This is a genomic window from Paragemmobacter kunshanensis, assembly GCF_011059185.1.
In the GTDB taxonomy this organism is placed as follows: domain Bacteria; phylum Pseudomonadota; class Alphaproteobacteria; order Rhodobacterales; family Rhodobacteraceae; genus Paragemmobacter; species Paragemmobacter kunshanensis.
The window spans coordinates 61,384-80,763 of record NZ_JAALFE010000010.1 but is presented as its reverse complement, the minus strand read 5'-3'; the positions used below and the strand labels follow the sequence as shown (position 1 = coordinate 80,763).

Sequence of the window (19,380 nt, the reverse complement as noted above, 5' to 3'; positions counted from 1 at the left end):
GCTCAGTATCCGCCGCCGTCGCCATCGCCCTGCCAGGGCTGGGCGAGGTTGCCGAAGCGGGTGAAGCGACCCTCGAAGCTGAGTTCGACGGTGCCGATGGGACCATGGCGCTGCTTGCCGATGATCACCTCGGCCTTGCCATGAACGCGGTTCATCTTTTCGAACCATTCGGCAAAGCGCGGATCGTCCTCCGGCGGCTTGAGGCGTTCGTGATAGTATTCGTCGCGATAGACGAACATGACGACGTCGGCATCCTGTTCGATGGAGCCGGATTCGCGCAGGTCTGACAGTTGCGGGCGCTTGTCATCGCGGGATTCCACGGTCCGCGACAGCTGTGACAGGGCCACGACGGGGATGTTGAGTTCCTTGGCGATGGCCTTCAGCCCTTGGGTGATTTCCGAGACTTCCTGCACGCGGTTCGATTCGCCCTTGGAGGAGCCCTTCAGAAGCTGAAGATAGTCGACCATCAGCACGTCGAGGCCATGGGTCCGCTTGAGCCTGCGGGCGCGGGCGGCGACCTGGCTGATCGGCAGGGCGGGCGTGTCGTCGATATAGAGCGGGCAGGATTCGAGGGACTTCGCTGCCTCGACGAAGCGGCGGAATTCGGTTTCGGTCATGTCGCCGCGGCGGATCTGTTCGGAGGGCACTTCCGAGGCCTCGGACAGGATCCGGGCGGCAAGCTGTTCGCTGCTCATCTCGAGCGAGAAGAAGCCCACCACGCCGCCTTCGACCGCGCCTTCGCCGCCGTCATGGGTGCGGCCGCGGCGATAGGCCTTGGCGATGTTGAAGGCGATGTTGGTGGCGAGCGAGGTTTTGCCCATCGAGGGGCGGCCTGCGAGTATGAGAAGGTCGGAGGGGTGGAGGCCGCCGAGCTTGCGGTCGAGGTCGACAAGGCCGGTGGAGATGCCCGCAAGGCCGCCGCCGCGCTGATATGCGGCGTTGGCGGAGTTCACCGCCTCGGTCGTGGCACGCAGGAAGGAGACGAAGCCGCGCTGGGCCACGCCCTGTTCCCCCAGCTTGTAAAGCTGCTGTTCGGCCTCGGTGATCTGTTCGCGGGGTTCGGAGACGACATCGACCTTGGCCGCCCGGGCGGCGATGTCGCGGCCAAGCGTGATGAGTTCGCGCCGTACGGCGAGATCATAGATCATCTGCGCATAGTCGCGCGCGGCGAAGGACGAGATCGCGGCGCCTGCCAGGCGGACCAGATAGGCCGGGCCGCCGAGTTCCTTCAGCCCGTCGTCATCCTCGAAGAAGGGTTTGAGGGTGACGGGAGAGGCGAGCGCATTCTTCTGGATGCGGGCGGCGGCCTTCTCGAAGATGCGCTGATGGACGGGATCGAAGAAATGCTCGGCCTTCACGAGGCTGGCGATGCGGTCATAGACATCATTGTTGGTCAGGATCGCGCCCAGCAGTTGCTGTTCGGCCTCGACATTCTGGGGCAGAACCTCTTCCTCCGCCTGCGGGGCGGCGGGAAGGTTGGGGCGCAGGGTGGCGATTTCGTTCATCTCTGCCTCGGGTCGGGACTGCCGGGGTCGTCTCTGCCCCGTTTTCATCCGGTGGAACAGGCGGGAACAACCCTGTGGAAAACGCCAGCCCGACTCGGATATCAGGGGGGCATTCTACCATATCTTGCCTTGCCTGTCGCGGCGGACACCAGGACGGGGCGGGATCCGCGCAAAGGCGGGCGATTCCCCCACAAAGCATCCACAGGGCCGCCCACAGGAAACTTCGGTCACTTCGCCTGGCGGGCCGCCTGCCAGGCGCGGGGATCGTGCAGGAAGCTTTCGACCTCGGCCAGGGTGGCGGCATCGAAGGCCGCAGAGGCGCGCGCCTCGGCCAGAACGTCCCACCAGGTGCACAGATGATGCAGCGCGACGCCATGATCGGCAAGGCGCCGGGTCGTTTCCGGGAAGATGCCATAGTAGAAGATGACCGCGGTATGGGCGCAGGTTGCGCCCGTCTCGCGGATTGCATCGACGAAGGACAGTTTGGAACCGCCATCGGTGGTGAGGTCTTCGACCAGAAGGACGCGCTGGCCTTCGGTCATCGCGCCTTCGATGCGGGCGTTGCGGCCATAGCCCTTGGGCTTCTTGCGGACATAGGTCATCGGCAGCGCCATGCGTTCGGCGACCAGCGCGGCGAAGGGAATGCCGGCGGTTTCCCCGCCGGCGATGTTGTCAAAGGCCTCGAAGCCGGCATCGCGCATCACCGTCACGGTCAGGAAATCCATCAGCGTGGAACGGATGCGCGGATAGCTGATCAGCTTGCGGCAGTCGATATAGGTGGGCGAGGGCAGGCCGGAGGCCAGTGTGAAGGGCGTTTCGGCATTGAAATGGACGGCCTTGATTTCCAGCAGTGCCCGCGCGGTCAGGCGGGCGATTTCCTCTTTCGGCGGGAAGGCGGTCGGGATCATGGTCAACTCCTGTCGGCAGGCCCGAAAATCTTTCAGTGAAAGATTTTCGGGACAAGACCGAAGAATTTTTGCCAAAAATTCTTCGGAACGGGGGGGCGGAAAATTTTCAGGAAAATTTTCCGCGGTTCAGGCCTCGACGTGCCAGTGGACGGGAAAGCCCGGGTCGAAGACGGTGACGGGGCCTGCCTCGGTGAAGATCTTGGCAGGCCATTGGGCGGGGGCGCCCCGGGTGAGGGTGAGGCGGTCCTCGTTCGGGGGAAGGCCATAGAAGCGGGGGCCGTTCAGGCTGCTGAAGGCTTCCAGCCGGTCGAGCGCGCCGTCCTCTTCGAAGACATGGGCAAGGAGCTGCATCGTGTTCGTCGCGGTGAAGCAACCCGCACAGCCGCAGGCATGTTCCTTCAATGCATCGACATGTGGGGCGCTGTCGGTGCCGAGGAAGAAGCGCCCGTCGCCGCTGGTGGCGGCGGCGCGCAGGGCGAGGCGATGCTTCTCGCGCTTGGCCACGGGCAGGCAGTAGTAATGCGGCTTGATCCCGCCCACCAGGATGTGGTTGCGGTTGATGATCAGGTGATGGGTGGTGATGGTGGCCCCCAGCGTTTCGCCCCCGGCACGGGCATAGGCCACGCCTTCCTCGGTGGTGATGTGTTCCATCACCACGCGCAGGCCGGGGATGCGGCGGCGCAGGGGATCGAGGACGGTGTCGATGAAGACGGCCTCGCGGTCGAAGATGTCGACTTCGGGCGTGGTCACCTCGCCATGGACGCAGAGCGGAAGCCCGATTTCGGCCATGCGCTCCAGCACGGCGGTGACTTTCCCGAGATCGCGCACGCCGCCATGGGAATTGGTCGTGGCACCTGCCGGGTAGAGCTTGACCGCCTTGACGAGGCCGGAAGCATGGGCGGCGGCCACGTCCTCGGGATCGGTGGTTTCGGTCAGATAGAGCGTCATCAGCGGCTCGAAAGTCATGCCTTCGGGCAGGGCCGCGAGGATGCGGTCGCGATAGGCGGCGGCCTGATCGCCCGTCACCACCGGCGGCACGAGGTTGGGCATGATGATCGCGCGGGCGAAATGGCGCGCGGTTTCGGGCAGCACGCCCTTGAGCATGGCCCCATCGCGCAGATGGAGATGCCAGTCATCGGGGCGGCGGAGGGTCAGGCTCTGGGTCATGCCCTGCGCCTAGCGCAACTTGCCCGCGCTTTCCAGTGCCGATTGGTGCGGCGGGCGGGTCAGTCGCCGTCGCGATCAGGGGTGGCCTCCCCGTCGGCCCGGGGGGCGCTGGGGGGCAGGCCGAGATGGGCTTCGAGATCCTGCAGCCTGCGGCGGAAGCGCGGCCCCGCCTGGCGCTGCACGGCCGAGCGGCAGATCATCAGCGCCAGTTTCGGGCGCTGGGCCTGATCGACCTTGCGCAGGATGGCGCGCAGATAGGGGGCATAGCGGCGGCGGGCGCGCCAGATGCGCGCAAAGGTCAGCGTGTCGAGCCGGTTCTCGCAGGCTGCCGTCAGCAGGGCAGGCAGCAGGCCCATGATGCGGATGGTGTTCTCGATCGTGTCGCCGAAATGGCGGGTGGGCAGCGCCGTCACCCAGGGTGCGCGGAACAGCGCGGCATGCATGGCATTCTCGGCCATCAGGGGATCGTAGACCACGAAGACACGGCTGGCCCCTTCCGTCATGTCGGGGGCATAGCCGTAGCGGGTGGTGAAATCGAGCCGACGCAGGGCAGGGTTGCGGTGATCCCAGCCCGCGACGGCAGGATCGAGCGTCGCGCGCGGACTGATCGCGAGGACCGAGGAGCCGGGGGCACAGACGCAAAAGGCGCAGGCGGCATAGCCGCCGGCCCCGGCACCATAGAAGAGGACGCGGTCGAAATCCTCGAAGAAGGCCTCGTCGACGAGGCGGTCGAAATAGCCCCAGACGGCCGGATCGCGGAACCAGGTTTCCCCTTCGCAGATGATCGTCAGATGCGACCAGCCATTGGCCAGGGCAACGTCATGTCCAAAGGGCATCTGCCCGTCACGCGCCAGGATCTGGTCCAGCGATTCGAAGGTGACCAGAAGGATCGGGCCATCGTCGTGGAAATAGGCATGATGCCTGCGGCCCAGCGGTTCGAAATAGCCCTCTTCGGCGCAAAGCTCCTCGATCCGGGCGAACCATTCCTCGCGCGTCAGCACGGCCTGGGGGCGGGCCTGCCCTGGCTGATCCGCATCGTCGCGGTCGGGATCGGCAAGGTCGCCATCGGCGCGGTCTGACATGGGCGGCGGCCCCTTCTGCTCGGGTCTGGCCGGGCGATTCCCCGAGCCTTGATCTGTGTTTTGCCGATGCTTCTAGCCGGGGCAAACGGCAAGTTTGTGGCATTTGTTTTGCGGAACGCGGCTTTTCCGGTCAACTGTCAAGGCATGCCGGGAGGCAGGGTCGGGGGCCGCACCTGCCGCGCCGGGCAGAGGGGCGGATCAGCGCCCGGGCAGGGCGTGGGTCCAGATCATCCGCGCCTCGGCGGCCGTCAGGCGCGCGGTGGGGGGCGTCATCATCAGCCGTCCGAACAGGGCGCGCCAACCCTCTTCGCGCATCAGGTCGGCAAAGCGGGCCTGGCGCCAGGCGAAGGCCCTGTGATGCAGTTCGGACAGCCGGGGATCGGCCATCAGCTCTGCCCGCAGGTCGGCGCTGGGCAGGTCGAGGATCGAGCGATCCTCGACCCCGCAATGATTGCGGTCCACCCAGTATCCCAGATCAAAGGCCGAGGCATCGCGATTGGCGCGGCCCCGGTCTGCCTTGACGAGATAGCCCTCCATCGACCCCAGCGCATAGTGGTTCAGTTGCGCCAGGCCGTAATGCGGCAGGCCGAGGGGCGAGAAGATGCGCTGCGGCCCACCTGGCAGCGGGCGACCGGCGCTGTCATGCCAGCGCTGGCGGTCGGTGACCTGGCCCTTGGGGCGATGCACGCCGGGTTGGCCGAAACGGCCGTCATTGCGGTAGAGCGTCTTGAACATCACCGCGCGCCAGGGCCATTCCAGTGGATCGGGCGCGGCGCGGGTGAAGGTTTCGGTCACCGGATCGTCGGTCAGCCGGACCACGCCCGCATTGCCGAACATCCGCCAGGTCAGGGTGATGGCATCGGCCTCGGGCAGGGCGCGCAGAAGGGCGGGGATGGTGCGGTCGCCGCAATGGATGTTCACGAATTCGTCGATGTCGAGGACGAGGATCCAGTCGGCGGCCTTCACCAGCGGATGCCCCGCGGCGGCCTTCAGCGCGTGCCATTGCGGACCCTTCTCATGCGGGCCGTCATTGCGCAGATGGGTCAGCCAGCCCATCTGCTCCAGCCGGTCGAGCATGAGGTCGGTGCCGTCGGTGCAATCGTTGGAGAAGGCCAGCACATCGGTAATGCCCGCCGCGCGGTGATGGGCCAGCCATTCCACAAGGAAGCTGCCTTCGTTCCGCACCGTCAGGATCGCCAACACACGCATGGCCCAGCGATAGCATGGGGGGCGGGCATTGCAAGCGCCCCCCTCCATTGGTCGCATGCGCGGCCATGGCGGCTTGACCCGCCACAGGGGCAGGGCCAAGCATGGCGCGGGCCTTGGCAGGGAAGGAAGACATGGTGCAGGCATTGCCCCAATCCATCGACGCGGTCGGAACGCTGCTGGCGGGGCAGGGCTATGTCGCCTCGCGCGCGCTGGCGACGGTGGTCTTCCTGTCGCTGCGGCTGGGCCGGCCGCTGTTCCTCGAGGGCGAGGCGGGGGTCGGCAAGACCGAGATCGCCAAGGTCCTGGCGGCGGGTCTGGGGCGGCGGCTGATCCGGCTGCAATGCCATGAGGGGCTGGATGCGGCATCGGCGGTCTGCGAATGGAACTTCGCGGCCCAGATGATCGCGATCCGCACGGCCGAAGCGGGCGGCGGCGCGGATCGCGACGCGCTGAAGGCCGAGCTTTTCACCGAGGAGTATCTGATCGAGCGGCCCCTGCTGGCGGCCATGCGGCCCCAGCCCGGCGGCGCGCCGGTCCTGCTGATCGACGAGCTGGACCGCACCGACGAACCCTTCGAGGCCTTCCTGCTGGAGGCGCTTTCGGATTTCCAGGTGACGATCCCGGAACTCGGCACGGTCAAGGCCCCCGAACCGCCCCTCGTGATCCTCACCTCCAACCGCACGCGCGAGGTGCATGATGCGCTGAAGCGGCGCTGCCTCTATCACTGGGTGGATTACCCCGGCTTCGAGCGCGAGCTGGAGATCCTGCAGGCCCGCGCGCCCGAGGCTTCGGCCGCGCTCAGCCGCGAGGTGGTGGCCTTCGTGCAACGCCTGCGGTCGGAGGATCTGTTCAAGAAGCCGGGCGTGGCGGAAACCATCGACTGGTGCAAATGCCTTCTGGCGCTGGATGTGATCCAGCTGTCGCCCGAGGTGATCGCCGATACGCTGGGCGCGATCCTGAAATATCAGGACGACATCCAGAAGATCCAGGGATCCGAGGCGAAGAGGCTGCTGGATGAGGTGAAGAAGGGCCTCGTCTTCACATGAGGGATCCGGGATGAGCCCGCCCCTTCATCTTGGCCCAAATACCCGCCTCGCAACGCCGGTGTCCCACGCGGCGCTGCGGGTCAGGCGATGCGGGGGGTGCGGGGGGCAGGGTGCCCCCCGCCCCGGTCATGGCGGGGCGTGAGGATGCAGGATCCGGCGCTGCCTGAAGACGGCAAGCTTGCGCATAACATCGCGCATTTCGCGCGGGCGCTGCGGCGGGCGGGGCTGCCCATCGGGCCGGGGCGGGTGATCGACGCCATCAGGGCGGTGGAGGCGGCAGGCTTCACCGAGAAGGTGGATTTCTTCTGGACGCTGCATGCCTGTTTCGTCAGCCGCCCCGAACAGCGCGCGGTGTTCGAGCAGGTCTTCCGCCTCTACTGGCGCGATCCGCAATTCCTTGAACAGATGATGACCCTGCTCTTGCCCGCCTTGCGCGGGGTGCAGGAGGAGCGCCTGGCCGATGCCGCCGAGAAGCGGGCGGCAGAGGCTTTGTTGGACGGGCGGGAGGTGGACCTGCCCGAACGCGAGGGCGCCTTGCGCGAGGAAGAGACCGAGATCGAGATCGACGCCACGGCGACCATGTCGCATGAAGAGCGGCTGAAGACGCTCGATTTCGAACAGATGAGCATGTCCGAAATGGCCGAGGCCAGGCGCATGCTGGCCCGGCTGGCCCTGCCGGTGCGCCCGCTGGTGACGCGGCGGATGGTGGCCGATCTGGCCGGGCGGCGCATCGACGGGCGGCGCACGCTGCGGGCGGCGCTGCGGCAGGGGGGCGAGGTCACGCGCCTGATGCGCCGCGCGCCGGGGGAGCGGTGGCCGAACCTTGTGGTGCTGTGCGACATTTCGGGGTCGATGAGCCAGTATTCCCGGCTGGTGCTGCATTTCGTCCATGCGGTGGCCAACCGGAAAGGCCAGGGCTGGGCGCGGGTGCATGCCTTCACATTCGGCACGCGGCTGACCAATATCACGCGCCACCTGAAGAACCGCGATGTGGATGCCGCGCTGAAGGCGGCGGGGGCCGAGGCGCAGGACTGGTCGGGCGGCACGCGGATCGGGGCCTGCCTGCGCGCCTTCAATCGCGACTGGTCGCGCCGGGTGTTGGGGCAGGGGGCGGTGGTGCTTTTGATCACCGACGGGCTGGATCGGGATGACAGCGGCGCGCTGGCCGCGGAAATGGAACGGCTGCATCTCTCCTGCCGGCGGCTGATCTGGCTGAACCCCCTTCTGCGCTGGGAGGGCTTCGCCCCGCGCGCCATGGGCATCCGCGCGATGCTGCCCCATGTGGACAGTTTCCGCGCCGGCCATTCCATCGCCTCGATCGAGGCGCTGGGGGCCGCGATTTCCGAGGCAGGCGACAGCGGCGAGAAGGCCCGGCTGATGGCGATGATCGGGGCGGAGTGACCCGGCACTCGGCAAGGGCATGCCGATCCGGGGCGGAAACCGGCGCTTGATATCGCATATCAGCGCCAAAGACGATCATCTGTCCCCAGCCGCGCAGACGTGATGCGCGTGAATGTGAAAGGATGTCCGATGAAGAAGTTCCTGATCTCGACCACGGCTCTGTCGGTGGCGCTGACCCAGGTCGCGCCGCTGCCGCTGATGGCCCAGACCCTGACGGCAGAGGGCAGCATCATCGCGGATGACGGGCGCGTCCTGTGCGAAGGCACGGCGGATGCGCCTTGCGACATGAATGCCGTGATGGAGCAATTGGCGGCCGAGGCCGCCGCGCAAGCCGAGGCAGAGGCCGCCGCCGCCGCAGAGGCGCAGGCACAGGCCGAGGCAGAGGCCGCCGCAGCAGCGGAAGCCGCGGCAGCGGCAGAGGCGGAAGCCCAGGCACAGGCAGAAGCAGAGGCCGCCGCGGCAGCGGAAGCGCAGGCCCAGGCTGAGGCGGAGGCCGCGGCGGCTGCGGAAGCCGAGGCTGCAGCGGCGGCGGAAGCGCAGGCGCAGGCAGAAGCCGAAGCAGCGGCTGCAGCGGAAGCAGAGGCTGCGGCGGCGGCTGAAGCGCAGGCCCAGGCAGAAGCGGAGGCTGCGGCAGCGGCAGAAGCGCAGGCCCAGGCCGAGGCAGAGGCTGCGGCAGCCGCGCAGGCGGAAGCAGAGGCTGCGGCTGCGGCGGAAGCTGAGGCTGCGGTTCCGGATGAAGCGGGTGGCGAAGCGGTGGAGGCTCTGCCTGTCGAGGAAGGCCAGGCCGAAGAGGGCGCCGTGACGGAAGAGGCCGCACCCGAAGAGGCCCCCGCAACCGAGGTGGCGCCGGAAGAGGCTGTCGTCGAGGAAAGCCCCGCAGAAGCGGGGGCGGCGGAAGAGGCCCCGGCAGAGGCGACTGTCGCCGAAGAGGCCCCGGCGGACGCCCCGGCCGAGGAGGCGCTGACCGAGGAAGCCCCGGCGGAAGCCGCGCCCGGGGATGAGGCTGCCCCGGCAGAGGAGGGCGCGACGGTCGAGGCCACGGCCGATGCGCCTGTGGCGGAAGCGGTGGAGGCCGTGACCGATCCGGCGATTCTGGTCGATCCGGCCGCGCCCGAGGCGCCCAGCGTCGAGGCCGTGGAAACCCTGAGCGAATTGCTGGCCCAGCCGGAGGGCGGCGCGGTGGCGGAACCCGGCGCGGCGCTGACGCTTGTTCCCGAGGCGGCGGCGGAGGCTACGGCCACCGAGGCAACCCCGGCACCCGATGCCACCGATGTGGTGGTGCAGGAGATCACCGAAGAGAGCACGCGGTCTTCGGCGCAGGATTTCTCGGCCCCTGCATCGGCCTCGCTGGCGACGGCGGCGGCGGCGGCCTCGGGCAATGATCGCGGGCTGACGGATCTGCAGAAGTTCGGGCTGGTGGCCCTTGGGGCGCTGGCCGTCGGGGCAATCATCAATGCCAATCGCGACGAGGTGGTGTCCAACACGGGCGACCGGGTGGTCGTGCGGCGCGGGGATGGCAACTATTACGTCTACAAGGATGACGACACGCTGCTGCGCCGCCCCGGTTCGACGGTGCGGACCGAAAGCTTCCGCGACGGATCGACCCGGACCATCGTCGAACGCGGGGATGGCACGCAGGTGGTGACGATCCGCGATGCGACGGGGCGGGTGCTGCGCCGCGCGACCTATGATTCGCTGGGCCGCGAGGTGGTGCTGATCAACGATCTGCAACCCGAGGAGCGGATTGATGTCAGCCGCCTGCCCGCGCCGCGCGGACGGGTGATCAGCCTGTCGAGTTCGGAAGAGGATGCGCTGCTTCGGGCGCGGATGGCCGCGCTGGATGCCGAGGAACTGGGCCGGACCTTCAGCCTGCGCCAGATCCGCGACATCCCGCAGGTGCGCCGTCTGGCGGCGACGGTGGATGTGAACAACATCACCTTCGATACGGGATCGGCGGCGATCAAGGCGGAACAGGCGGAATCGCTGGCCTCGCTGGGGCGGTTCATGCGGTCGATGATCGCCGAGAATCCGGGCGAGATCTTCCTGATCGAGGGCCATACCGATGCGGTGGGGGCGGCCTCGCTGAACCTGACGCTGTCGGACCGGCGGGCGGAAAGCGTGGCGCTGGCGCTGACCGAGTATTTCGATGTGCCGCCGGAGAACATGGTGGTGCAGGGATATGGCGAATCCGACCTGCGGATCGAAACGCAGGAGGCCGAGCGGCAGAACCGCCGCGTGGCCGTGCGGGTGATCACGCCGCTTCTGCGCAGTGCGGAATTGCGGTGAGTTGACCTGAATCAAGGCAAGGCCCGGGCGGGGCGGGCAGGGTGGCTGCATCGGGCGGTTCCCTCCCTTGCTCCGCCCGGACGCGTGCCGTTCCTCCCTGCTCGGCATTGCACCCGCGCCGTGGATCCCTGATCCACGGCGCGTTTGTTTTCCGGGGGCTGATCTCTTCTTTCCCGCGGCCTGCCACCTTTTGCCAGTGGCGCGGGGCGGGCTTGCGGCGCATGATCCCCGCGATGGAGGAGCCGATGACCGAGACGAGCGGACGCGCCGAACATGACAGCCTGCCCGAAATCGCCCTGCGCTGGCATCGTGAGGGGCGCGGCGCGGCGCTGGCCACGGTGATCGAGACCTGGGGATCGGCCCCACGTCAGGCGGGCAGCCAGCTTGCGATTTCGGGGACGGGCGAGATCATGGGATCGGTTTCGGGCGGCTGTGTGGAAGGCGCGGTGGTGACCGAGGCGCTGGCGGCGCTGGAGGATCGGCGGTCGCGGGTGCTGAGCTTTGGTGTCAGCGACGAGACGGCCTTCGCGGTGGGCCTGGCCTGCGGCGGGACGATCCGGGTGCTGGTGGAGCCGGTGGGGGCTGGCGCCGAGGCGCTGCCCGAGGCGATGCTGGCCGATCTGGTGGCGGCGCGGGCGGCGCGGCGGGCGGTGGCGATGGCGGTGCATCCCGGCGACTGGTCGCGGCGGCTGATCGCGCGGGGCGAGGAGGCGGCGCTGGAGGCGCGGTTCCGGGCGGACCGGTCGGGGATGGAGGAGGACGGGCGTTTCATCGCGATCCACAACCCGCCCCTGCGGTTGATCGTGGTGGGGGCCGTGCATATCGCGCAGCCGCTTTTGCAGATGGCGCGGCTTTGCGGTTATGACTGCACGCTGGTCGATCCGCGATCCGCCTTCGGATCGGAGGCGCGTTTTCCGGGCGAGCGGATCCTGGATGACTGGCCGGACGAGGCGCTGGCGGCGCTGGCGCCGGATGCGCGCACGGCCATCGTGACGCTGACCCATGATGCCAAGCTGGACGATCCGGCCATCGCGGCGGCGCTGCGGTCGGAGGTGTTCTATCTGGGCTGCCTGGGATCGACGCGCACCCATGCCAAGCGGGTGGAGCGGCTGGGGGCGGCGGGCTTTGACGCGGCGGCCATCGCGCGCATTCATGCGCCTGTCGGGCTGGATATCGGCGCGAAGAGCCCGGCCGAAATCGCGGTGTCGATCATGGCGCAGATCACGCAGAGCCTGCGGAAGGGCTGAGGATGTTCTTCGGGGAGGTGGCGCTTGAGATGGCGGCGGGGGCGGTGCTGGCGCATTCCGAGCCGGTGCCGGGCGGGCGGTTGCGGAAGGGCGTGATCCTGGGCGCGGCCGAGATCGCGGCGCTGCGGGGGCAGGGGCTGACCCATGTCACCGTGGCGCGGATGGGCCCCGGCGATGTGGCCGAGGACATGGCCGCGGCGGAGCTGGCGGCGGCGCTGGTGCCCGATCCGGTGGGGCAGGGGGTGCAGCCGGGGACGGCCTTTACCGGGCGGGTGAACCTGAATGCGATGGGGCCGGGGATCGTGGCGCTGGACGAGGCGGCGATCCACCGGATGAACCTGGTGCATCCGGCCATCACGCTGGCCACGCTGCCACCCTGGCAGCGGGTGACGGCGGGCACGCTGGTGGGGACGGTGAAGATCATCGCCTATGGGGTGGAGCGGGCGGCGCTGGACCGGGCGCGGGATCTGGCGCGTGCGGCGATCCGGGTGATGCCGGTGGTGCTGCGGGAGGCCTCGCTGGTGATGACCGAGGCGCCGGGGCTGGATGCGAAGGTGGCGGCGAAGGGGCGGCGGGCCGTCGAGGGGCGGTTGCGCGCGCTGGGGATGCGATTGACCGGGGTGGAGAGCGTGCCGCATGAGGGCGCGGCGCTGACCGGGGCGCTGCGGCGGGCCGGGGGGGAGATGGTGCTGCTGCTGACGGGGAGTGCCACGTCGGACCTGATGGATACGGGACCGGCGGCGGTGCGGGCGGCGGGCGGGACGGTGGCCCGTTTCGGCATGCCGGTCGATCCGGGCAATCTGCTGTTCCATGGCCGTCTGGGCGGGCGGCCGGTGATCGGCCTGCCGGGCTGTGCGCGCAGCCCCGCGCTGAACGGGGCGGATTGGGTGCTGGAACGGCTGGCCTGCGGCCTTGCCGTGACGGATGCCGACATTGCGGCGATGGGGGTGGGCGGGCTGTTGAAGGAGATCCCGCTGCGCCCGCAATTGCGCGAGCCGACCTAGACGATTTTTCATGCGAAAAATCAGGGGGCCGCCCGCTGGGCGGCTGCGCTGCCGGGGGCGGCATGAAAAAGACCGCGCGTAGGGCGCGGCCTTTTCAGGGGTTCGGCAGGACCTGCCCTATTTCGGGGCGATCATCATCACCATCTGGCGGCCTTCGAGTTTCGGCATCGACTCGACCTTGCCGGCATCGCCCACATCGGCGGCCACGCGGTTGAGCAGATCGAGGCCAAGCTCCTGGTGCGCCATTTCGCGGCCCCGGAAGCGCAGGGTGACCTTCACCTTGTCGCCTTCGTCGAGGAATTTCATCACCGAGCGCATCTTCACGTCGTAGTCATGGGTATCGGTTCCGGGACGGAACTTGATTTCCTTGATCTCGATGATCTTCTGCTTCTTGCGCGCTTCGGCCTCGCGCTTTTGCTGTTCGTATTTGAACTTGCCGAAATCCATGATCTTGCAGACCGGAGGTTCCGCATTGGGGCTGATCTCGACCAGATCAAGGCCGGCTTCTTCGGCCATGGCCATGGCGCGGGCGGGGGTCACAACCCCGATGTTTTCGCCATCTGCGCCGATCAGGCGGATTTCCGGGGAACGGATGCGATCGTTCACGCGGGGGCCCGTTTCGCGTTGCGGCGGGGCGTTGTGGGGTCTGCGGGCTATGGTGGTGGTCCTTCTGCGGTTTCAGGCTGCGCGCGCAATCTAGTCGGCGATGGCGGCTGTTTCAACGGGAATCGCTTGGCAAACAAGGCAAAAGCGGCGGGAGGCGGCGGTTGGTGCTGCCGGGATGGCCGCGGGGGGTTCAATTCCCGGGCCAGAAGGTCCATATGAACGATGCAACCGGAAGTGATCCGGGAATGGGAGACAAGAGATGAACAGAAATGTCATGATCGGCGCGGCAGTGGTGGTTCTGGCCGGGCTTGGCTATTACCAGTTCAGCTATGTGCCGGCGCAGCGCGCGGCCGAGGAAGCCGCCGCCGCGGCGGCGGCAGCGGAAGAGGCTGCAGCGGCGGAAGCCGCGGCCGCGGAAGCGGCGGCCGCCGCCGAGGCGGAAGCTGCGGCGGCTGCTGCGGCCGAGGCCGAGGCTGCGGCTGCTGCCGCCGCCGAGGAAGCCGCCGCTGCCGTGGAAGGCGCTGCCGAGGATGCGGCCGCGGCCGTGGGCGAGGCTGTCGAAGGGGCCGCCGAGGCGGTGACCGAGGGCGCAGCCGACGCGACCGCAGCGGTGACCGAGGGTGCTGCCACGGTGCAGGACGAGGCGGCTGCCGCGCTGGACGCTGCCAATTTCGATCCGGCGCGGATTTCGGCGCTGATCGACGCGTCGCAGCTGGATGCGACCACGAAGACCACGCTGAAGGCAGCGGTCGAGGCGGCGGGTTCGAACCCGGCGCTGGTGCAGACGGCGGTCGATCAGGTGCGCGCGGCGCTGGGGCTTTGATCGCGGAGCGGGGGGCTGTCCAGCCCCCCGCACCCCCCGGGGCCCGAGACCCGACCGGCGTATCCGGTGGAAAGGGCGCAGGGGTATTTGGGCCAAGATGAAGTGGCAAGGCCGCGCGGGGCAACCGACGCGGCCTTTGTCATGGAGGGGGCGGGCAGGCCGTGGCTGCGATCAGATGCCGTCGCCGACGAAGGCCTTTTCGACCACGAATTGCTGCGGATCGGAATTCGCGCCCTCGGTCAGGCCGAAATCTTCGAGGATCTTCTTGACGTCGATGTTGAAGGCGAGCGAGCCGCAGACCATGGCGCGGTCCTCTTCCCGGTTCATGGGCGGCAGGCCCAGATCGGCGAAGACCTTGCCGGAGGTGAGGTTGTCGGTCACGCGGCCCATGTGGTGGAAGGGTTCGCGCGTGGTGGTGGGATAGTAGAGGAGCTTGTCGCCCACCAATTCGCCGATCAGGGGATCGTCCTTGAGGCTTTCCACCAGTTGGCGGCCGTATTCAAGCTCGGCCACCTCGCGGCAGGTGTGCATCATGATGACCTGATCGTATTTCTCGTAGGTTTCCGGTTCGCGCATCAGGGATGCGAAGGGGGCGAGGCCGGTGCCGGTGGCAAGGAACCAGAGGCGTTTGCCGGGCAGGAGCGCGTCATGGACCAGGGTTCCCACGGGTTTGGGGCGCAGGATGATTTCATCCCCCGGCTGGATATGTTGGAGCTTGGATGTGAGCGGGCCGTCGGGCACCTTGATCGAGTAGAACTCCAGCTCCTCATCCCAGGCGGGGGAGGCGATGGAATAGGCGCGCAAGAGCGGTTTGCCGTTATCGCCCAGAAGGCCGATCATCACGAATTCGCCCGAACGGAAGCGGAGGGAGCGGGGGCGGGTGACGCGGAAGGAAAAGAGCCTGTCCGTCCAATGCGTGACCTGCGTCACGGTTTGCGCGTCGGGCAGGTGCGGCTTGGCCGTTTCGGTTCTGGCGGGGGCGTCCATCGTGGCACCTTGTTCGGTCATGGTCTGGTCCGGGCATAAGGGAAGACGGGCCGCGCGGCTAGGGCGCGGGGCGTCGCAGGTTGCGGGTGTGGCCGATCAGGCGCGCAGGCGGGCCTGATAGTGGTGGTCCTGCCAGTTGGCGCGGAAGGCCCATTGGGGGGCAGGCTGGCGGGCGGCGAGGTCTTCGGGGATTTCCACCTCGTCAAAGCCCACGCGGCGGATCATGGCGTATTGGTCGGCGATGACATGGCCATGGGCGCGCAGGCGGCCCGTGTAGCCCAGCATCCGCAGGCGGCGCGCGATGGTGAAGGCGCGGCCGTCGTTGAAGGCGGGGAAGGCCACGCGGATGAGCGAGAGATCGGCGAGATGGGGCTGCAGGGCGGTGGGGTCGTCGGTATTGGACAGATCCACGGCGCCCTGATGCGTGGCGAGGTCGGCCAGCGCCACGATGGGGGCGTTCCAGTCTTCGGGGCCGAAGCCGCTATCGGTGACGATCACGGTCATGCCGCGTTCTCCTTCGTCGTGGTGCGGACGGGCTTGCCGTCGATGAAATGGATGCCGCATTCGGTTTTCTGGCTGCCGCGCCAACGGCCTGCGCGCGGGTCTTCGCCCGGCTTCACGGGGCTGGTGCAGGGGGCGCAACCGATGGAGGGGTAGCCCCTGGCCACCAGCGGATGGCGGGGCAGGCGGTTTTCGACCATGTATTCCTCAAGATCCTCGCGCCCCCAATGGGCGAGGGGATTGACCTTGATGCGCGTCTCGCCTTCGGCTTCGAAGAATTCGACCTGATCGCGGGTTGCGCCCTGATAGCGTTTGCGCCCCGTGATCCAGCCGTCGAAATCGGCCAGCGCGCGCTCCAACGGTTCGATCTTGCGCACAGCGCAGCAGGCATCGGTGTTGAACTGGTGCAGCGTGCCGTCCGGGTCCTCAAAAGCGACCTTGCCTGGATGGGCGCGGATGGTGCGGATATCGCAGAGCGCGAGTTTCTCGGCCAGTTCGCGCTGGTAATCCAGCGTTTCCTGAAAGAGCATCCGCGTGTCGATGAAAAGGACGGGCGTTTCGGGCGCGATGACCGAGACGAGGTGCAGCAGGACAACCGATTCCGCCCCGAAGGAGGAGACGAGCGCCACCTTTCCCAGATCGGCATCCTTGAGCGCATGTTCCAGCACCGCGGTTGCCCCGTGGTGCTTGTAACGTGCGTTCAGGAGAGCAACGCGGTTTGCGACGTTGCCTTCCGGGGTGGAGGTGTCACGCGGCATCCTTTTCGCCTTCCTCGTCGTAGAGCGCGGCCTTGAACGGGTCCATCCCGACGCGGCGGAAGGCGTCGAGGAAGGTTTCCTCGGGCGACTGCCGGATTTCGAGATAGGCGCGGACGATGCGTTCGATGGCAGGCACGATTTCGTCATAGGCGAAGCCGGGGCCGGTCTTGTCGCCGATGGCGGCGGTTTCGGTGCCGTCGCCGCCGAGGGTGATCTGGTAATTCTCCACCCCTGCACGATCCAGCCCGAGGATGCCGATATGGCCCACATGGTGATGGCCGCAGGCGTTGATGCAGCCGGAGATCTTGATCTTCAGCGGGCCGATGTCGTGTTCCAGCTTCAATTCGTCGAAGCGGGTGGCGATCTGCTGGGCGATCGGGATCGAGCGCGCGGTGGCGAGCGCGCAGTAATCCATGCCGGGGCAGGCGATGATGTCGGAGATCAGGCCGACATTGGCCGTCCCCAGACCCGCATTGACCAGCGCGGCGTGCAGCGCGGGGAGGTCGGCCTTGTGGACATGGGGAAGGATGACGTTCTGTTCGTGGCTGATGCGGATTTCGGAATGGCCGTAGGTTTCGGCAAGGTCCGCGATCAGGCGCATCTGGTCAGCCGTAGCATCGCCGGGGGTTTCCCCATGTGCCTTGAGGCTGATGGTGACGATGGCGTATTGCGCGTTGCGATGGGCGGTGAGGTTGGTGTCGGCCCAGGACCGGAAGGTCGGGTCGGCCTTGTAGAAGGCGTCGTAGGCGTCCGTCGGCGCGTTGCGGAAGGCGGGGGGGGCGAAGGCCTCTTCGATTTCGGCCAGAAGTTTCTGGTCGTTGCCGCCGAAGAGGGGGCGGAGTTCGGCGAAACGCTCTTCGATCAGGCGGGTGATTTCTTCCTTGCCCGTCTCATGCACGGTGATCTTGATGCGGGCCTTGTATTTGTTGTCGCGACGGCCGAGCGTGTTGTAGACGCTGAGGACGGCTTCGACGTAAGGCAGCAGGTCGGCCTTGGGCAGGAAATTCCGCACGGTGTGGCCGATCATGGGGGTGCGGCCAAGGCCGCCGCCCACGATCACCTCGAAGCCCGGTTCGCCCGCCGCGTTGCGCACCATGCGCAGTCCGATGTCATGCGCGCGGGTGACGGCGCGGTCATGCGGGCTGCCGGTGATGGCGATCTTGAACTTGCGGGGCAGGAACTGGAATTCCGGGTGGTCGGTGGACCATTGGCGCAAAAGTTCGGCGACGGGGCGGGGATCTTCGATTTCATCTGCAGCCGCGCCGGCGAAATGGTCGGCGGTGACGTTGCGGACGCAGTTGCCCGAGGTCTGGATGGCGTGCATGCCCACATCGGCCAGGGCTTGCAGCATCTTCGGCACGTCTTCCAGCTTGGGCCAGTTGAACTGGATGTTCTGGCGGGTGGTGAAGTGGCCATAGCCCTTGTCCCAGGTCTGGGCGATATGGGCGAGTTGGCGCATCTGGCGCGGGTTGATCGTGCCATAGGGGATGGCCACGCGCAGCATATAGGCGTGGAGTTGCAGGTAGAGGCCGTTCATCAGGCGCAGGGGGCGGAATTCATCCTCGGTCAGCGAGCCGTCGAGGCGGCGTTCCACCTGATGAGTGAACTGGGCGACACGTTCGCGGACGAAGGCTTCGTCGAATTCGGAATAGCTGTACATCGGTGCGGCCTTTGAATTTCGGGTCGGGGGGGCGGGGTGAACCCCGCCCTACGGGAGGGGGAGGCGGGGTGAACTCCGCCCTACGCGTAATCGGCCTGCTTGCCGTGGTTGTAGTTCGAGGGGCCGCGGGTGCGGAATTCCTCGCGGAAATGCGTGGGTTCCGGGCCGTTGGGGCCGGGCTTGGCATCGGCGAGATAGGCGCCGACCACAACCAGTTTCTGCGCCGCCCCATGCAGGAGGCGCATCTGGGCATGGGCCTCGTCCTCGATCAGTTCGGCCTCGTGGTGGAAGGGGGACCAGCGGTCATCGGCGGTGAGATAGACCACATCGCCTTCGCGCAGGCGGTTGGCGGTGACAACCTTGGGGGTGAAGCGGCGGCTCATGCGGTGGCTTCCTTCAATTCGGAGAGCGCCGCGCGGGCGCGGCGGGGGGCGAGGCCGTAGAGCAGGACGGCGGGGCCGTCCACCTGCGCCACGGCTTCGGGGAGGGTGGAGAGGGTGGCGGCGATGATGCGCTGTTCGGGGCGCGAGACGTTTTCGACGATGGCGACGGGGGTTGCCGGATCGGCGCCATGCATCATCAGGCGGCCCTGGATGAAGCGGCTGGATTTCTTGCCCATGTAGATCGCGGCGACCTCCCCCGCGCGGGCCATGCCGCGCCAGTCCTGTTCGGCGAAACCTTCCATGTCATGGCCCGTCACGATGCGCAGCGCGCCGTTGCGGCCGCGTTTCGTGAGGCTTTGGCCGATGCTGGCCGCGGCCACGGCGGCGGAGGTGAGGCCCGGGAGGATGGCGAAGGAAAGGCCCGCCGCTTCCAGCGCGTCCATCTCTTCATCCAGCCGGCCGAAGATGCCGCAATCGCCGCCCTTGAGCCGCACGATGCGCGCGCCGGTCATGGCCTGCGCGACGAGGGTGGCGTTGATGGTGGATTGGGTGGTGGAGGGGCCGAAGCCTTCCTTGCCGACGTCGATCCGGGTGACATGGGGCGGGATCAGGGCCAGCACCTCTGCGCCCACCAGCCGGTCATGGATCACCACATCGGCGGCCTGCAGGGCGCGGAAGGCGCCCAGCGTCAGATGCGCGGCGGCCCCGGGGCCTGCACCGACAAAGGTGACGGCCACGGCGGCAGGGGTGAAGTGAGGCAGGTCGGTCATCGGGCTGTCCTACGGATTGCTGTGGGGAATATAGGAT

18 protein-coding genes are annotated in these 19,380 nt (G+C 67.7%); 6 read left to right on the top strand and 12 right to left on the bottom strand.

Annotated elements, in window-relative coordinates:
* Window positions 1-2: 2 nt before the first annotated feature.
* The 5 genes from G5V65_RS11675 to G5V65_RS11655 form a co-directional block, all read right to left on the bottom strand.
* Window positions 3-1,505, bottom strand: coding sequence for a replicative DNA helicase (locus G5V65_RS11675; RefSeq protein ID WP_165050220.1), 1,503 nt, complete (start codon window positions 1,503-1,505; stop codon window positions 3-5).
* Window positions 1,506-1,732: 227 nt separating this feature from the next.
* Window positions 1,733-2,413 carry an orotate phosphoribosyltransferase gene (locus tag G5V65_RS11670; protein ID WP_165050218.1) on the bottom strand — a complete coding sequence of 227 codons (681 nt, stop codon included), beginning with the start codon at window positions 2,411-2,413 and terminating at the stop codon, window positions 1,733-1,735.
* 126 nt (window positions 2,414-2,539) lie between these two features.
* Complete coding sequence (gene pyrC / locus G5V65_RS11665) at window positions 2,540-3,580, bottom strand: dihydroorotase (RefSeq protein ID WP_165050216.1); 1,041 nt, start codon at window positions 3,578-3,580, stop codon at window positions 2,540-2,542.
* 59 nt (window positions 3,581-3,639) lie between these two features.
* On the bottom strand, window positions 3,640-4,662 hold the full coding sequence (locus G5V65_RS11660; protein WP_165050214.1) for a phosphoadenosine phosphosulfate reductase: 1,023 nt from the start codon (window positions 4,660-4,662) through the stop codon (window positions 3,640-3,642).
* Between the two features lie 198 nt (window positions 4,663-4,860).
* Window positions 4,861-5,871, bottom strand: a complete 1,011-nt coding sequence (locus G5V65_RS11655; protein WP_165050212.1) for a glycosyltransferase family 2 protein — start codon at window positions 5,869-5,871, stop codon at window positions 4,861-4,863.
* A 131-nt stretch (window positions 5,872-6,002) separates the two neighbouring features.
* On the opposite strand from G5V65_RS11655, the gene G5V65_RS11650 reads away from it, so the two are divergent.
* From G5V65_RS11650 to G5V65_RS11630, 5 genes are all read left to right on the top strand, one after another.
* Entirely contained in the window at window positions 6,003-6,917 is a 915-nt protein-coding gene (locus G5V65_RS11650; protein WP_165050210.1) for an AAA family ATPase, read from the top strand.
* Between the two features lie 144 nt (window positions 6,918-7,061).
* Window positions 7,062-8,318 carry a vWA domain-containing protein gene (locus G5V65_RS11645; protein WP_165050208.1) on the top strand — a complete coding sequence of 419 codons (1,257 nt, stop codon included), beginning with the start codon at window positions 7,062-7,064 and terminating at the stop codon, window positions 8,316-8,318.
* A 129-nt stretch (window positions 8,319-8,447) separates the two neighbouring features.
* A complete protein-coding gene (locus G5V65_RS22105) occupies window positions 8,448-10,604 on the top strand; it encodes an OmpA family protein (protein WP_206526779.1) in 2,157 nt (718 codons plus the stop codon).
* A 245-nt stretch (window positions 10,605-10,849) separates the two neighbouring features.
* Entirely contained in the window at window positions 10,850-11,851 is a 1,002-nt protein-coding gene (locus tag G5V65_RS11635) for an XdhC family protein (RefSeq protein ID WP_165050206.1), read from the top strand.
* 2 nt (window positions 11,852-11,853) lie between these two features.
* Complete coding sequence (locus G5V65_RS11630) at window positions 11,854-12,855, top strand: molybdopterin-binding protein (RefSeq protein WP_165050204.1); 1,002 nt, start codon at window positions 11,854-11,856, stop codon at window positions 12,853-12,855.
* A 117-nt stretch (window positions 12,856-12,972) separates the two neighbouring features.
* Here the strand turns inward: G5V65_RS11630 and infC are convergent, their stop codons facing one another.
* Window positions 12,973-13,461, bottom strand: a complete 489-nt coding sequence (infC, locus tag G5V65_RS11625) for a translation initiation factor IF-3 (protein WP_449301103.1) — start codon at window positions 13,459-13,461, stop codon at window positions 12,973-12,975.
* Window positions 13,462-13,720: 259 nt separating this feature from the next.
* Here infC and G5V65_RS11620 point away from each other — a divergent pair, with 259 nt between their 5' ends.
* A complete protein-coding gene (locus G5V65_RS11620) occupies window positions 13,721-14,284 on the top strand; it encodes a hypothetical protein (protein ID WP_165050201.1) in 564 nt (187 codons plus the stop codon).
* Window positions 14,285-14,455: 171 nt separating this feature from the next.
* Here G5V65_RS11620 and G5V65_RS11615 read toward each other — a convergent pair whose 3' ends face one another.
* The 6 genes from G5V65_RS11615 to cobA all read right to left on the bottom strand — a co-directional run bounded on the left by G5V65_RS11615 (window position 14,456) and on the right by cobA (window position 19,343).
* On the bottom strand, window positions 14,456-15,292 hold the full coding sequence (locus G5V65_RS11615) for a ferredoxin--NADP reductase (RefSeq protein WP_241250539.1): 837 nt from the start codon (window positions 15,290-15,292) through the stop codon (window positions 14,456-14,458).
* Between the two features lie 75 nt (window positions 15,293-15,367).
* Window positions 15,368-15,775 carry a DUF934 domain-containing protein gene (locus G5V65_RS11610; protein WP_165050199.1) on the bottom strand — a complete coding sequence of 136 codons (408 nt, stop codon included), beginning with the start codon at window positions 15,773-15,775 and terminating at the stop codon, window positions 15,368-15,370.
* A complete protein-coding gene (locus G5V65_RS11605; RefSeq protein WP_165050197.1) occupies window positions 15,772-16,530 on the bottom strand; it encodes a phosphoadenylyl-sulfate reductase in 759 nt (252 codons plus the stop codon). The genes G5V65_RS11610 and G5V65_RS11605 overlap by 4 nt, the downstream gene beginning before the upstream one ends.
* Window positions 16,520-18,190 carry a nitrite/sulfite reductase gene (locus G5V65_RS11600; RefSeq protein WP_165050195.1) on the bottom strand — a complete coding sequence of 557 codons (1,671 nt, stop codon included), beginning with the start codon at window positions 18,188-18,190 and terminating at the stop codon, window positions 16,520-16,522. Before G5V65_RS11600 ends, G5V65_RS11605 begins: the two co-directional genes overlap by 11 nt.
* Window positions 18,191-18,270: 80 nt before the next feature.
* Window positions 18,271-18,573: a DUF2849 domain-containing protein gene (locus tag G5V65_RS11595; RefSeq protein WP_165050193.1), complete on the bottom strand. Its 303-nt coding sequence runs from the start codon at window positions 18,571-18,573 to the stop codon at window positions 18,271-18,273.
* A complete protein-coding gene (gene cobA / locus G5V65_RS11590; protein WP_165050191.1) occupies window positions 18,570-19,343 on the bottom strand; it encodes a uroporphyrinogen-III C-methyltransferase in 774 nt (257 codons plus the stop codon). Before cobA ends, G5V65_RS11595 begins: the two co-directional genes overlap by 4 nt.
* Between the last annotated feature and the right edge of the window lie 37 nt (window positions 19,344-19,380).

Coding starts and splice junctions, on each gene's coding strand:
- G5V65_RS11675 (WP_165050220.1), bottom strand. CDS start 1,505: ATGAACGAAATCGCCACCCTGCGCCCCAACCTTCCCGCCGCCCCGCAG.
- G5V65_RS11670 (WP_165050218.1), bottom strand. CDS start 2,413: ATGATCCCGACCGCCTTCCCGCCGAAAGAGGAAATCGCCCGCCTGACC.
- pyrC (WP_165050216.1), bottom strand. CDS start 3,580: ATGACCCAGAGCCTGACCCTCCGCCGCCCCGATGACTGGCATCTCCAT.
- G5V65_RS11660 (WP_165050214.1), bottom strand. CDS start 4,662: ATGTCAGACCGCGCCGATGGCGACCTTGCCGATCCCGACCGCGACGAT.
- G5V65_RS11655 (WP_165050212.1), bottom strand. CDS start 5,871: ATGCGTGTGTTGGCGATCCTGACGGTGCGGAACGAAGGCAGCTTCCTT.
- G5V65_RS11650 (WP_165050210.1), top strand. CDS start 6,003: ATGGTGCAGGCATTGCCCCAATCCATCGACGCGGTCGGAACGCTGCTG.
- G5V65_RS11645 (WP_165050208.1), top strand. CDS start 7,062: ATGCAGGATCCGGCGCTGCCTGAAGACGGCAAGCTTGCGCATAACATC.
- G5V65_RS22105 (WP_206526779.1), top strand. CDS start 8,448: ATGAAGAAGTTCCTGATCTCGACCACGGCTCTGTCGGTGGCGCTGACC.
- G5V65_RS11635 (WP_165050206.1), top strand. CDS start 10,850: ATGACCGAGACGAGCGGACGCGCCGAACATGACAGCCTGCCCGAAATC.
- G5V65_RS11630 (WP_165050204.1), top strand. CDS start 11,854: ATGTTCTTCGGGGAGGTGGCGCTTGAGATGGCGGCGGGGGCGGTGCTG.
- G5V65_RS11620 (WP_165050201.1), top strand. CDS start 13,721: ATGAACAGAAATGTCATGATCGGCGCGGCAGTGGTGGTTCTGGCCGGG.
- G5V65_RS11615 (WP_241250539.1), bottom strand. CDS start 15,292: ATGACCGAACAAGGTGCCACGATGGACGCCCCCGCCAGAACCGAAACG.
- G5V65_RS11610 (WP_165050199.1), bottom strand. CDS start 15,775: ATGACCGTGATCGTCACCGATAGCGGCTTCGGCCCCGAAGACTGGAAC.
- G5V65_RS11605 (WP_165050197.1), bottom strand. CDS start 16,530: ATGCCGCGTGACACCTCCACCCCGGAAGGCAACGTCGCAAACCGCGTT.
- G5V65_RS11600 (WP_165050195.1), bottom strand. CDS start 18,190: ATGTACAGCTATTCCGAATTCGACGAAGCCTTCGTCCGCGAACGTGTC.
- G5V65_RS11595 (WP_165050193.1), bottom strand. CDS start 18,573: ATGAGCCGCCGCTTCACCCCCAAGGTTGTCACCGCCAACCGCCTGCGC.
- cobA (WP_165050191.1), bottom strand. CDS start 19,343: ATGACCGACCTGCCTCACTTCACCCCTGCCGCCGTGGCCGTCACCTTT.